This is a genomic window from Streptomyces sp. CHD11, assembly GCF_018638295.1.
GTDB lineage: Bacteria > Actinomycetota > Actinomycetes > Streptomycetales > Streptomycetaceae > Streptomyces.
Genome location: NZ_JABTTS010000009.1, coordinates 193,528 through 206,982, shown reverse-complemented (window position 1 = coordinate 206,982; position 13,455 = coordinate 193,528). Strand labels below are relative to the sequence as shown.

At 70.9% G+C, this 13,455-nt stretch carries 13 protein-coding genes; 6 read left to right on the top strand and 7 right to left on the bottom strand.

The features are described 5' to 3' along the window. Nucleotides 1–25 precede the first annotated feature (25 nt). Nucleotides 26–1,453, bottom strand: a complete 1,428-nt coding sequence (locus tag HTV45_RS11650) for a M28 family peptidase (RefSeq protein WP_215205623.1) — start codon at nt 1,451–1,453, stop codon at nt 26–28. Between the two features lie 318 nt (nt 1,454–1,771). After that, a complete protein-coding gene (locus HTV45_RS11645; RefSeq protein ID WP_215205622.1) occupies nt 1,772–3,448 on the bottom strand; it encodes a fumarate hydratase in 1,677 nt (558 codons plus the stop codon). A gap of 146 nt (nt 3,449–3,594) precedes the next feature. Here HTV45_RS11645 and HTV45_RS11640 point away from each other — a divergent pair, with 146 nt between their 5' ends. Continuing rightward, entirely contained in the window at nt 3,595–4,290 is a 696-nt protein-coding gene (locus tag HTV45_RS11640) for a DUF1707 domain-containing protein (protein ID WP_215205621.1), read from the top strand. Nucleotides 4,291–4,398: 108 nt separating this feature from the next. Next, the gene (locus tag HTV45_RS11635; protein ID WP_215205620.1) at nt 4,399–4,770 is read left to right on the top strand and encodes a WhiB family transcriptional regulator; all 372 of its coding nucleotides are present in this window, start codon (nt 4,399–4,401) and stop codon (nt 4,768–4,770) included. 704 nt (nt 4,771–5,474) lie between these two features. Here the strand turns inward: HTV45_RS11635 and glpX are convergent. After that, a complete protein-coding gene (glpX, locus tag HTV45_RS11630) occupies nt 5,475–6,509 on the bottom strand; it encodes a class II fructose-bisphosphatase (RefSeq protein WP_215205619.1) in 1,035 nt (344 codons plus the stop codon). Nucleotides 6,510–6,642: 133 nt separating this feature from the next. Here glpX and HTV45_RS11625 point away from each other — a divergent pair, with 133 nt between their 5' ends. Further along, the gene (locus HTV45_RS11625) at nt 6,643–7,167 is read left to right on the top strand and encodes a DUF4245 domain-containing protein (protein ID WP_308309457.1); all 525 of its coding nucleotides are present in this window, start codon (nt 6,643–6,645) and stop codon (nt 7,165–7,167) included. 119 nt (nt 7,168–7,286) lie between these two features. Here the strand turns inward: HTV45_RS11625 and HTV45_RS11620 are convergent, their stop codons facing one another. From HTV45_RS11620 to xseA, 3 genes are all read right to left on the bottom strand, one after another. Next, on the bottom strand, nt 7,287–7,877 hold the full coding sequence (locus HTV45_RS11620) for a malonic semialdehyde reductase (RefSeq protein WP_215205618.1): 591 nt from the start codon (nt 7,875–7,877) through the stop codon (nt 7,287–7,289). 163 nt (nt 7,878–8,040) lie between these two features. After that, nucleotides 8,041–8,304, bottom strand: coding sequence for an exodeoxyribonuclease VII small subunit (locus tag HTV45_RS11615; RefSeq protein WP_215205617.1), 264 nt, complete (start codon nt 8,302–8,304; stop codon nt 8,041–8,043). 9 nt (nt 8,305–8,313) lie between these two features. Then, nucleotides 8,314–9,522, bottom strand: coding sequence for an exodeoxyribonuclease VII large subunit (gene xseA / locus HTV45_RS11610; RefSeq protein ID WP_215205616.1), 1,209 nt, complete (start codon nt 9,520–9,522; stop codon nt 8,314–8,316). A gap of 66 nt (nt 9,523–9,588) precedes the next feature. Here xseA and HTV45_RS11605 point away from each other — a divergent pair, with 66 nt between their 5' ends. Both HTV45_RS11605 and ppgK read left to right on the top strand, forming a co-directional pair. After that, nucleotides 9,589–10,620 carry a 4-hydroxy-3-methylbut-2-enyl diphosphate reductase gene (locus tag HTV45_RS11605; protein WP_215205615.1) on the top strand — a complete coding sequence of 344 codons (1,032 nt, stop codon included), beginning with the start codon at nt 9,589–9,591 and terminating at the stop codon, nt 10,618–10,620. 75 nt (nt 10,621–10,695) lie between these two features. Then, nucleotides 10,696–11,442, top strand: a complete 747-nt coding sequence (ppgK, locus tag HTV45_RS11600) for a polyphosphate--glucose phosphotransferase (protein WP_215205614.1) — start codon at nt 10,696–10,698, stop codon at nt 11,440–11,442. A 73-nt stretch (nt 11,443–11,515) separates the two neighbouring features. Here the strand turns inward: ppgK and HTV45_RS11595 are convergent, their stop codons facing one another. Next, nucleotides 11,516–12,133, bottom strand: a complete 618-nt coding sequence (locus HTV45_RS11595; protein ID WP_215205613.1) for a DUF6542 domain-containing protein — start codon at nt 12,131–12,133, stop codon at nt 11,516–11,518. A 181-nt stretch (nt 12,134–12,314) separates the two neighbouring features. Here HTV45_RS11595 and ychF point away from each other — a divergent pair, with 181 nt between their 5' ends. Next, nucleotides 12,315–13,403 (top strand): redox-regulated ATPase YchF, encoded by a 1,089-nt coding sequence (gene ychF, locus HTV45_RS11590; RefSeq protein WP_215205612.1) that lies wholly within the window; start codon nt 12,315–12,317, stop codon nt 13,401–13,403. Nucleotides 13,404–13,455: the final 52 nt, after the last annotated feature.

Sequence of the window (13,455 nt, the reverse complement as noted above, 5' to 3'; positions counted from 1 at the left end):
GGGCGGAGGACCCGTGGGGGGAAGGTCAGCCGCTGCTCAGGGTCACGTCGTCCAGCAGGAAGCCGGTCCGCAGGCTGTAGTCCTCGGTGGCGGTGAAGGTTAGGGTCACCGTCTGCCCGGCGTAGGCCGACAGGTCGGCCGACCGCTGCACGTAGCCGCTGCCGGCGTCGACGTTGGACAGCGTGGCGAGCGTGGTGCCGCCGGCCTTCACGGTGAACCGGTCGTAGGCGCGGGAGCCCGACTCGTCGGTGTCGATGCGCAGCCAGTAGCTCAGCGACGCCCGGGAGCACCCGGCCGGCACGGTCACCGTCTGGCTGACCGACTCGGTGCTCGTCGACCCGTTCCCTCCGAGCAGGGCGAAGCGGGTCCCGCTGTGCGCCGGGTGGCCCGCGTGGGCGCCGATGGTGCCGGTGTTCCCGGTCCACGGCGAGGTCCCGCTCTCGAAACCGCCGTTGCCGACGGCGCCGGCGGTGTCGCACTCGCCGCCGCCGGTTCCGGTGTCCACGGCCCGCTGCCAGAGGGTGTACGCGATGCCGTCGGCGGCGCGGTCCAGGCCGGTGGTGTTGATGTTGCTGAGGGTGTCGCAGGACCGGTGGTAGCAGGGGTCGTACCCGGACCCGGCGGTCCCGCCCCACTTGGCGGCCTGCGCGGAGGTCTTGCGGGCACTGGCGCCCATGGCGTATCCGGAGGTCGGGATCCCGTACCGCTCGAAGGAGTAGTCGTCGCTGCGGCCGGCGCCCTCGGTGTTCTCCTCGGGCCGCAGGCCCAGCGAGTCCCAGTAGGCCTTCATCGGCGCGGCGGCGGCGGAGGTGATGTGGTTGATGAAGTAGCCGCCGTTGGTGGAGGCGATCATGTCGAAGTTGTAGTACGCCTTGATCCTGGCGCGCTCCGCCGACGACAGCGAACGCACGTAGAAGTCGGACCCGTTGAGTCCCTGCTCCTCGTCGGTCCACCAGGCGAAGCGGACCCGGTTGCGCATGGCCGGGTCCTGCTGGGCCAGCGTCAGGGCGTTCTCGAGCAGGGCGGCGGAACCGGAGCCGTTGTCGTTCATCCCGGGCCCGGCCGAGACGCCGTCGAGGTGGGCGCCGAACATGATGACGTTGGCGGCGTCGCCCCCCGGCCACTCGGCGATGAGGTTGGGTCCGGCCCCGCTGGTGCAGCCGGAGGTGCACGGCTGCTCGGTGACGGTGTAGCCGGCCGCCTGGAGCCTGCCCTTCAGGTAGGCGACGGAGTCGTCGTACCCCTGTCCGGTGGACCGGCGGTTGCCGCCGTTCCGCCCGGCGATGGCGCTCAGTTCGCTGAGGTGGGCCCTCACCTTGCTGACGTCGATGTCGGGTGCCGCGCTGAGGGTGGTGTCCGGGGCGGGCACGGAGTCGGCGGCCGCGGCGGGGAGCGTTCCGCAGCTCAGTACGACAGCGAGCGAGAAGCCCGCCACGGCGAATCTTCGTTTCACCTGGTCTCCTCCGGGAGGTGGCCGTGGGGCGGCCACACGAGGATTGACATGGCATGTGCATGTCGGAGCGCCGAGAAGACTCACAGTGATGGTTGAGCCAGTCAACGGAATGGGCGTGGTGGAGCGCAGATTGTCCGAAAGTGGCACACGAGGTCCGCTATACGGACAGCGGCGCCATGACGACGCCCGCCGCCCCTTCCCGGGGGCTGCAGTCAGCCCCTCCGGCGTGCGAGGAGCGGGGTCCGGGGCGGAGCCCCGCTTCCGGGGCGGGAGGGGCGGGAAAGGGCGGCGGGGGCGAAAGCCGCCGCCCCTTCGGCGCTACACCAGCCCCGGCCCCCGCACCGGAATCGACGTGAACGTCGGCTGCGGAGCCGGGTCCTGGAAGAAGTCGTTGCCCTTGTCGTCCACGACGACGAACGCCGGGAAGTCCTCGACCTCGATCTTCCAGACCGCCTCCATCCCCAGCTCCTCGTACTCGACGACCTCGACCTTCTTGATGCAGTCCTGCGCGAGCCGAGCCGCCGGCCCGCCGATCGACCCCAGGTAGAACCCCCCGTGCGCCGCGCACGCGTCGGTGACCTGCTTGCTCCGGTTCCCCTTCGCCAGCATCACCCGCGACCCGCCCGCCGCCTGGAACTGCTCCACGTAACTGTCCATCCGGCCGGCCGTGGTCGGCCCGAACGACCCCGACGCGTACCCCTGTGGCGTCTTCGCCGGGCCGGCGTAGTACACCGGGTGGTCCTTCAGGTACTGCGGCATCTCCTCACCCGCGTCCAGCCGCTCCTTGATCTTCGCGTGCGCGATGTCCCGCGCCACGACCAGCGGCCCGGTCAGCGAGAGCCGGGTCTTGACGGGGTGCCTGGTCAGCTCGGCGAGGATGTCGTCCATCGGCTGGTTGAGGTCGACCTTCACGACGTTCCCGTCGGCCTCGAGCTGCTCGTCCGTCGTCTCCGGCAGGAACCGCGCCGGGTCCGTCTCCAGCTGCTCCAGGAACACGCCCTCCGCGGTGATCTTCGCGACCGCCTGCCGGTCCGCCGAGCAGGACACCGCGATCGCGACCGGACACGAGGCTCCGTGCCGCGGCAGCCGCACCACCCGCACGTCGTGGCAGAAGTACTTGCCCCCGAACTGCGCCCCGATGCCGATCTTCTGCGTCAGCTCGAAGACCTTCTCCTCCAGCTCCTTGTCCCGGAAGCCGTTCCCGAGCGCGGAGCCCTCGGAGGGAATCTCGTCCAGGTAGTGCGCGGAGGCGTACTTCGCGGTCTTCAGCGCGTACTCGGCCGACGTACCGCCCACCACGATCGCCAGGTGGTACGGCGGACAGGCGGCCGTGCCCAGCGACCGGATCTTCTCCTCCAGGAACTTCATCATGGAGGCCTCGTTCAGGACGGCCTTGGTCTCCTGGTAGAGGAACGACTTGTTGGCCGACCCGCCGCCCTTGGCCATGAACAGGAACTTGTACGCGCCCCCGTCCGCCGCGTACAGCTCTATCTGCGCGGGGAGGTTGGACCCGGTGTTCCTCTCCTCCCACATGGTGAGCGGAGCCATCTGCGAGTACCGCAGGTTGAGGTTCCGGTACGCGTCGTAGATGCCCTTGCTCAGGGCCTCCTCGTCGCGGCCCGACGTCAGCACGTTCTGCCCGCGCTTGCCCATCACGATCGCCGTACCGGTGTCCTGGCACATCGGCAGCACGCCCGCCGCCGCGATGTTGGCGTTCTTCAGCAGGTCGAGGGCGACGAACTTGTCGTTGCCCGACGCCTCCGGATCGTCGATGATCCGGCGCAGCTGCGCCAGGTGCGCGGGGCGCAGGTAGTGCTGGATGTCGCGGATGGCCTCCTCGGCGAGCTTGCGCAGCGCCTCCGGCTCCACCCTGAGGAACGTCCGCCCGTCGGCCTCGAAGGTGGAGACACCTTCGGAGGTCACCAGCCGGTAGGGGGTGGTGTCCTCTCCCATGGGGAGCAGATCGGCGTACTCGAACTCAGGCATGTCGCCCATTCCTCACTCGACGGAAGACCGCCCGCCTCCGTCGGCGGGCGCTCACCAGCCTAGGACCTGCCGCCGGCGGTGAATCTGTGAGGTTGTCCTCAGTCGCCCGCCCCAGAGGGTAGTCGCGATCTATCGCGTTTGGGTACGCTGCTGTCGTGGACCTTCAGAAGCACGCCCAGCAGCCGGACACGGCACCGCGGACGGCCGAGCTGCGCGCCTCCGACGCCGACCGGGACCGTATCGCCGACATCCTGCGCGAAGCCCTGGCCGAAGGCCGCCTGACCGCCGACGAGCACGCGGAGCGTGTCGAGGGCGTGCTGGCCGCCAAGACGGTGGGTGACCTGGACGTGTTCGTCCGGGACCTGCCCATATCCCACCAGCGGCGCCCGGGACACGCCTCGGCGCCCCACCGCCCCGCCGCCGGCGCCATCCCGATGGACGCCGATGACAACGTGGTCGCGGTGTTCAGCGCCGCCGCCCGCAAGGGCCGCTGGCGGACCGGCCGGCGCATCCACGCGTACGCGGTCTTCGGCAGCGTCGAGATCGACCTCAGCGAGGCGCTCTTCGACCACCAGCAGGTCATGATCAAGGCGTACGCGGTCTTCGGCAGCGTCGAGATCCGCGTCCCGGCGAACGTGTCGCTGCGCGGGACCGGCGGCGGCGTCCTCGGTTCCTTCGAGGTGGACCCGCTGGACGCGACCGACGACGAGGCCCCCGTGGTCTTCGTCGACGGCTGGGCGGTACTGGGCAGCATCGAGGCCCGGCCCCGGCGCGGCAAACTCGTCGCGGACATCATCGACCGGGTGCAGCGCAAGGTCGACAAGAGCCTGCGCAGACATCTCGGCCACTGACGGGGTGCGAGTGGAGCCCGGTCGGGAACTCAGTGCATAGGCGCGCGTACATCGGGTAAGCCTTGCTGCATCGTGTCTCGCTCGCGAAGCCGTCGTCAGGAGTAGACCGTGCTGCAACCGCCGCATTCGTCCCTGCAGGTAGCCGCTGTTCCGGCACAGCGAGCGGCAGCGCCGGACAGGGACCAGGATGCGCCCTGGCACACCGAGGCGGTGTGCCGGCGCGACGAGGCGGGGCTGTTCTTCGCACCGTCGAAGGAGCCCACCGCCGCCCGGCTCTCCCGCGAGCAGGCCGCCAAGCGGGTCTGCGCCCGCTGCCCCGTGATGGTCGAGTGCCGCGAACACGCCCTGCTCCAGCCCGAGCCCTACGGCGTCTGGGGCGGCCTCACCGCCGCCGAACGCCGCGTGGTCCTCGCTCGCCGCAGGCGCCGCGAGATGGAACTGAAGAACACCCGTCAGGGCCGCATAGCGGCGGCAGGCTGACCCGTCCGCCCGGGCGCCCCCTCCGCACAGGGGGCGCACCACTCCCCGAGCGCCACCCCTATCAAGGGCGCGGGGCCCAGGGGCGCGGAGAACTGCGCGACGCACCGGCACCCCCGCATACCCCGCCTCGGTACCACCGCCCGCCGTCACTCCCTCAGGGGCGCGGGGAACTGCGCGACAAGCCCCCACCGACCCGCACCCACCGACGTCCGGCCTGGGCACCACCNCCGCCGTCACTCCCTCAGGGGCGCGGGGAACTGCGCGACAAGCCCCCACCGACCCGCACCCACCGACGTCCGGCCTGGGCACCACCCCTCCAGGGGCGCGGGGAACTGCGCGACAGGTCCGGCGCCCCCGCATACCCCGCCTCGGCACCACCGTCCGCCGTCACTCCCTCAGGGGCGCGGGGAACTGCGCGACAAGCCCCCACCGACCCGCACCCACCGACGTCCGGCCTGGGCACCACCACTCCAGGGGCGCGGGGAACTGCGCGACAGGTCCGGCGCCCCCGCATACCCCGCCTCGGTACCACCGTCCGCCGTCACTCCCTCAGGGGCGCGGGGAACTGCGCGACAAGCCCCCACCGACCCGCACCCACCGACGTCCGGCCTGGGCACCACCCCTCCAGGGGCGCGGGGAACTGCGCGAGGACCCGCCACGCACCGGCACCCCCGCAGCGCCCCACCGCACCGGGGCGCCGCCCCCTACTTCGCCCGGTCGAAATCAACCGCGCTGTAAGCCCTCAGCTTGCTCAGCCGGTGCTCGGAGTCGATCCTGCGCACCGTCCCCGACTTCGACCGCATCACGATCGAGTCGGTCGTCGCCGTCTCCGGCCGGTACCGCACCCCACGCATCAGCTCACCATCGGTGATCCCCGTCGCCACGAAGAACACGTTGTCCCCGGTGACCAGGTCCTCCGTGGTCAGCACCCGGTCCAGGTCGTGCCCCGCGTCGACCGCCCGCTGCCGCTCCTCCTCGTCCGTCGGCCACAGCTTGCCCTGGATCGTCCCGCCCAGGCACTTCACCGCACAGGCCGAGATGATGCCCTCGGGGGTGCCGCCGATGCCGAGCAGCAGATCGATGCCGGTGCCCTCGCGCAGGGCGAGGATCGAGCCGGCCACGTCCCCGTCGGAGATCAGCTTGATACGCGCGCCGGTCTCCCGGATCTCCTGGATGATGCCCTCATGCCGCGGCCGGTCGAGGATCACCACGGTGACGTCCTCGGGGGTGACCCGCTTCGCCTTGGCGACCCGGCGGATGTTCACGTTCACCGGCGCGTTGATGTCGACGAAGTCGGCCGCCTCCGGCCCGGTGACCAGCTTGTCCATGTAGAACACGGACGAGGGGTCGAACATCGACCCGCGCTCGGCGGCGGCGAGCACGGCGATGGCGTTCGTCATGCCCTTGGCGGTCAGCGTGGTGCCGTCGATCGGGTCGACGGCGATGTCGCACTCGGGGCCGGACCCGTCACCCACCCGCTCCCCGTTGTAGAGCATCGGGGCTTCGTCCTTCTCGCCCTCGCCGATGACGACGACGCCGTTCATCGAGACGGTGGAGACGAGTGTGCGCATGGCGCGCACCGCGGCACCGTCGGCGCCGTTCTTGTCGCCGCGCCCTACCCAGCGGCCCGCGGCCATCGCCGCGGCCTCGGTGACTCGTACGAGTTCCAGGGCGAGGTTGCGGTCAGGGGCCTCGGAGGGGACATCGAGCTCGGACGGCAAGTGATGGTGCTCGGTCAACGGTGCGCACCCTTCTGTGTACGTGCACGACGACGGCCGGATGAGGTTGTGCTCGCGATCCTATCGTCGGACGGACAGAATGAGCAGGGGACCCCACGGATGAGCGCCCGGGGCACCTGCGACGATAGAGGGCGTGGCAGGAACGAACAGCATGCAGAAGACCGCCCGGGACATGATCCTTTCGCTGGTCGTCATCGTGCTCGTCGCGGGAGTGGTCTGGCTGTTTCTCCCGCACGAGGACGGCGAGTACGAGAGCAAGCGGGTCGACTACCGTGTCGACCTGCTCACCGCCCGCCGGGCCGCTTCCTACCCGCTGGCCGCCCCCGAGGGCCTGCCGGAGGAGTGGAAGCCCACCTCCGTCCGCTACCAGGGCGCCGAGGCCGACGCGTGGCACCTCGGCTTCCACACCCCGGACGGGGAGTACGTGGCGCTCGAGCAGTCCGCGGACAAGCGGTCGGCGTTCATCGACAGGAAGACGCAGGGCGCGACGAAGACCGACACCACCCAGCGGATCGCCGGCGAGACGTGGACGCGGTACGAGGGCGACCGCTACGACGCGCTGGTCCTGGAGGGCACCGAGGGCTCGACCACACTGGTGACGGGCACGGGGTCGTTCGGGCAGCTGACGGAGATGGCCGGGGCGCTGCGCACCGGGTGAGCCGCGGGCGTACGGCGGGCGCCGAGACGTGAAGGGGCGGGGCTTCACCGGATGGGCCGATCCGGTGAAGCCCCGCCCCCGCTCCGTCGCTCCGCGTGCGCCTCGTCCCGGCGCGCGGCTCAGACCGTGGTGACGACCTGCTCGAACTCCAGGCGCGGACCCCGCGGGAACCAGGCGTCGGGGCCGGGACGGCCGATGTTGACGACCATCAGCGGGGTGTGGTCGCCGTCCAGGAACTCCTTGCGGACGCCCTCGGAGTCGAAGCCGGTCATGGGTCCGGCGGCCAGGCCGGCGGCGCGGACGCCGATGATGAAGTACGCGGCCTGCAGGGCGGCGTTCAGCGCGGCGGAGCCTTCGCGTACCGGGCGCTCAGCGAAGAAGGCGTCCTTGGCCTGCGGGAAGTGCGGGAAGAGGTGCGGCAGCTCCTCGTGGAACTCGTTGTCCGCGGAGAGGATCGCGACCAGCGGGGCCGTCGCCGTCTTCGGCCGGTTGCCCTCCGCCATGTGCCCGACGAGACGCTCGCGGGCCTCGGGGGAGCGGACCAGCGTGATGCGCAGGGGCGACTGGTTCATGGAGGTGGGGCCGTACTTGACCAGGTCGTAGATCGCCCGTACCTGGTCGTCGGTCACCGGCTCGCCGGTGAACGCGTTGGCGGTGCGCGCCTCGCGGAAGAGCAGGTCCTGGGCGGCGAGGTCGAGAACGAGAGACATGCGGAAACCTTTTGTCTGCGGGGCTGCTGGTCCAGATGCCCATGTAGCGGCCATGGACCTGTTGACACAGCCGACCGTACGTCCACAACGTTCAACGTTCAACTAAATCCGGCACGCGGTGGTCCACTTCACAGGCCGCCGGCTCCCTCCCCCGCACCGAGGATCAGTCCTCCCCGTCGCCCTCCGCCCCGCCCTCCTCCGCGAGCGCCGCGTCCAGGCGGGCCCGCGCCCCCTCCAGCCGGCGACGGCACACCTGGGCCAGCTCCTCGCCCCGCTCCCAGAGGGCCAGGGACTCCTCCAGCGTCGTGCCGCCGGCCTCCAGCCGCCGCACCACCTCGATCAGCTCGTCCCGCGCCTGCTCGTAACCGAGCGCCTCCGCCGACGCCGCCGACGCCGCCGTCTGCCCGGTCTCCGTCTCGCTGGTCATCCGCCCACCCTACGCATCGACTGTGACTGTGAACTCGCCCTCGGACACCCGCGCCCGCAGCACCTCACCGGCCTCCACCTCGTCCGGAGCGCGCACCGCGTGCCCGTCCGCCCGCTGGAGCACCGCGTACCCCCGCTTCAGGGTCGCGGCGGGGGACAGGGCCACCACGCGCGCGTGCGTGTGCGTCAGCTCCGAGTCCGCCCGGTCCAGCTGGTGCCGCAGCGAACGCCGCCCCCGCTCCAGCAGCGCCGTGACCTCCCCGGCCCGGACGTCGATCATCCGGTGCGGATCCTGTATCGAGGGCCGGGCCAGCGCATGGGCCAGCCCGCGCTCCTCCCGGTCAAGCAGCGCCCGCACACAGCGACGCGCTCGGTCGCTCAGCATCCGTACCCGCTCGAACTCCTCACCGACGTCCGGCACCACCTTCTTCGCGGCGTCGGTCGGCGTGGAGGCGCGCAGGTCGGCGACATGGTCGAGGAGCGGATTGTCCGGCTCGTGCCCGATCGCCGAGACGACCGGCGTCCGGCACGCCGCCACCGCCCGCACCAGTTGCTCGTCGGAGAAGGGCAGCAGGTCCTCCACGCTGCCGCCGCCCCGCGCGACGATGATCACGTCCACGCCGTCGGTCGCGTCCAGCTCCTTCACGGCCTGGACCACCTGCGGCACCGCGTGCACCCCCTGCACCGGCACGTTGCGCACCTCGAAGCGCACGGCAGGCCAGCGGTGCCGGGCGTTCTCCAGCACGTCCCGCTCGGCCGCCGAGGCCCGCCCGCACACCAGCCCGATCAGGTGCGGCAGGAACGGCAGCGGCTTCTTGCGCTCCGGCGCGAAGAGTCCCTCCCGCGTGAGGGACTTCTTGAGCTGCTCCAGCCGCGCCAGCAGCTCCCCGACCCCCACCGGCCGGATCTCCGCGGCGCGCAGCGACAGCTGCCCGCGCGGCGCATACCACTCCGGCTTGCAGTGCACCACCACCCGCGCGCCCTCGCTCACGACGTCCGCCACCGCGTCGAACACCTGCCGGTAGCAGGTCACGCCCACGGAGATGTCGTGCGACGGATCGCGCAGCGTCAGGAACACCACCCCGGCCCCCGGCCGCCGGGACAACTGGGTGATCTGCCCCTCGACCCACACCGCGCCGAGCCGGTCGATCCATCTCCCGATGAGCCGGGACACCTCCCCGACCGGGAGGGGAGCTTCCGCAGACGTGTTGACAGCCATGCCGCGAGAGTAGTGCGCCCCACCGACAACGCACCGTGACCGGACCTCTTGGACACGGCCCTTACGATGGGGGGCATGACCGCTTCGCCTGGCCGCCGTGTCCTGCTCGCCGCCCCCCGTGGCTACTGCGCGGGTGTGGACCGCGCCGTGATCGCCGTCGAGAAGGCCCTGGAGCAGTACGGGGCCCCCGTCTACGTCCGGCACGAGATCGTGCACAACAAGTACGTGGTGCAGACCCTGGAGAAGAAGGGCGCGATCTTCGTCGAACGGACGGAGGAGGTCCCGCCGGGCAACATCGTGATGTTCTCGGCGCACGGCGTCGCCCCCGTCGTCCACGAGGAGGCCGAGCGCGGCCGGCTCGCCACCATCGACGCCACCTGCCCGCTGGTCACCAAGGTCCACAAGGAAGCCGTCCGTTTCGCGGACGACGACTACGACATCCTGCTGATCGGTCACGAGGGCCACGAAGAGGTCATCGGCACCTCCGGCGAGGCGCCCGACCACATCCAGCTCGTCGACGGTCCGTCCGATGTGGCCAAGGTCGAGGTCCGCGACCCGTCCAGGGTGGTCTGGCTCTCCCAGACCACCCTCTCCGTCGACGAGACCATGGAGACCGTCGACGCCCTCAAGGAGAAGTTCCCCCAGCTGATCTCCCCGCCCAGCGACGACATCTGCTACGCCACGCAGAACCGTCAGCTCGCCGTCAAGCAGATGGGCGCCGAGGCCGACCTGGTGATCGTGGTCGGCTCGCGCAACTCCTCCAACTCCAAGCGCCTGGTGGAGGTCGCCGAGCTGGCGGGTGCCCGCGCGGCGTACCTGGTGGACTTCGCCGACGAGATCGACGAGGCCTGGCTGGAGGGTGTCTCCACGGTCGGTGTCACCTCGGGCGCCTCGGTGCCGGAGATCCTGGTCGAGCAGGTCCTGGAGTGGCTGTCGGAGCGCGGCTTCGCGGACGTCGAGATCGTCAAGGCGGCCGAGGAGTCCATCATCTTCTCCCTGCCGAAGGAGCTCCGCCGCGACCTGCGCGACGAGGCCGCCGCCCTGGTCGCCGAGCGCGGCGGCACGGGCACCGGCACGGACACCGCCGCCGAGCGGTGACATGCGGCCGTACGGCGCCGGCGGTCACGAAGGGCGACCTGCGTGACCGTCCGTCGTACGTCGTAACGTAGGGGCATGCAGATCTTCGGCGTGGACATCGGCGGATCCGGAATCAAGGGTGCCCCGGTCGACCTGGACATCGGGGACCTGGCGCAGGAGCGCTGCAAGGTCCTCACCCCGCACCCGGCCACGCCGGACGCGGTGGCCGACGGTGTGAAGGAGGTCGTCGACCACTTCGGCTGGACCGGCCCGGTCGGCATCACCTTCCCCGGAGTGGTCACGGGCGGCACCACGATCCGCTCGGCGGCCAACGTCGACAAGGGCTGGGTCGACACCGACGCGCGCGTGCTGCTCGGCGACCGCCTGGGCGGCCTGCCGGTGACGGTGGTCAACGACGCGGACGCGGCGGGTGTCGCCGAGATGCACTTCGGCGCCGGCCGGCACCGCAGGGGCACGGTCATCCTGCTGACCTTCGGCACCGGCATCGGCAGCGCCGTGTTCGTGGACGGCGTGCTCGTCCCCAACAGTGAGCTCGGCCATCTGGAACTGGACGGCCACGAGGCGGAGAAGCGGGCCTCCAGCAAGGCCAGGGAGGACCACGACCTGTCGTGGGAGGACTGGGCGCACCGGGTGCAGAAGTACCTGGCGCACGTGGAGATGCTGTTCTCGCCGGAGCTGTTCATCATCGGCGGCGGCGTCAGCCGTAAGTCCCACAAGTTCCTGGACCACGTCACGGGCATCAAGGCGGAGATCGTCCCGGCCCAGTTGCAGAACAACGCGGGCATCGTGGGCGCGGCGATGCGCGCGGCGACGGGCGTGTAGCCGGGCGCGGGGGCGGGCCGGTCCTGGCGACGGGCGGGTCCGCCCCGTACGAGGCGCCGGCCCCCCTCACGGGTCACTGCGCCTGGCGCACCGGACGGACCTTGCGCACCCTTCGCACCCGGCGCACCCTGCGCGCGAGCGCGATCATCACCGCGACCAGCGTGCCGCCGTAGAGCCACCCCGCCTGGGTGGCGAGCCCTGTCACCATGCCCATGAGCCGGTCGAGGGCGCCCCCGCTGCCGCCGTCGGCGACCGGGACCAGTCCCAGGGCGAAGGCGATCGGCAGGATCACGGGCGCGATGAGCAGGTCCCCCTCGCGCACCCACAGCGCGGTCAGCACGCACACCGGCAGGAACAGCACGCCGTACACCGTCTGGGACGCCCCGAAGAGCGACTCGGTCAGCAGCCCGAGCGTGAGCATCACCAGCCCGCAGAACAGGCCGCCGCCCAGCCCGGTGAGCCGCGGGCCCGGCAGCCGACGGGCCGCCGGCGGGGGAACGGGCCGCCGCTGCGGCGCCCGAGCGGTCCTGGGAGCCCGCGCGGCACGTACGACCCCGCCGCCCGCCGCCCGTCCCGCCTGCGGAGGCACCGGCGGCCTGCCCGACCGGGACGGTCCGACCGGCCTGGGCGGTCCGTGCGCCGGGTCACGTCGCGGTCCGTCCTGAGTGGGTCGCGTCCTGTGTTGCTCCACTGGACCAACTTAGGTCGTTTTATGTGCCGAACGGTCCGTCAGACACGCCGGGAGCCGCAGCGCGGCCAGGTGTTCGACACGTCGGCGGAACGGGGACGGGCACGCCGTAGACTGGTGGATCGGCCCACAGCCCCGCAGGGCCGGCCCTCGCCCCTCATCCTCACGTACGGGAAGTCGCAACGTGTCGCTCACGATCGGAATCGTCGGTCTGCCGAATGTCGGCAAGTCAACCCTGTTCAACGCCCTGACCAAGAACGACGTGCTGGCGGCCAACTACCCGTTCGCCACGATCGAGCCGAACGTCGGCGTGGTCGGCGTCCCCGACCCCCGCCTGACCAAGCTGGCGGAGATCTTCGGCTCCCAGCGCATCCTCCCGGCCACCGTCGACTTCGTCGACATCGCGGGCATCGTCCGGGGCGCTTCGGAGGGCGAGGGCCTGGGCAACAAGTTCCTCGCGAACATCCGTGAGTCGGACGCGATCTGCCAGGTCATCCGCGCCTTCAAGGACGAGAACGTCGTGCACGTCGACGGCAAGGTCTCGCCGAAGGACGACATCGAGACGATCAACACCGAGCTGATCCTTGCCGACCTGCAGACCATCGAGAAGGTCCTGCCCCGCCTCCAGAAGGAGTCGCGGATCAAGAAGGACATCGCTCCCAAGGTCAAGGCGGTCGAGGAGGCCAAGGAGATCCTGGAGAAGGGCGACACCCTCTTCTCCCAGGGGATCCTCCAGGGCACCGAGCGCGCGGAACTCCTCCACGACCTGCACCTCCTCACGGCCAAGCCTTTCCTCTACGTCTTCAACGTCGACGAGGACGAGCTGACCGACGAGGACTTCAAGAACGAGCAGCGTGCCCTGGTGGCCCCCGCCGAGGCGATCTTCCTCAACGCCAAGCTGGAGTCGGACCTCGCCGAGCTGGACGAGGACGAGGCCCTCGAACTCCTCCAGTCCGTCGGCCAGGAGGAGCCCGGCCTCGCCACCCTCGCCCACGTCGGCTTCCGCACCCTCGGCCTGCAGACCTACCTGACGGCCGGCCCCAAGGAATCCCGCGCCTGGACCATCCAGAAGGGCGCCACCGCCCCCGAGGCCGCCGGCGTCATCCACACCGACTTCCAGAAGGGCTTCATCAAGGCGGAGGTCATCTCCTTCGCCGACCTGGTCGAGACCGGCTCGGTCGCCGAGGCCCGCGCCAAGGGCAAGGCCCGCATGGAGGGCAAGGACTACGTCATGCAGGACGGCGACGTGGTGGAGTTCCGCTTCAACGTCTGATACGTCTGGCGAAAGGCCGTCTGACCTGCGACGGAGGGGACTGTAAAACTAA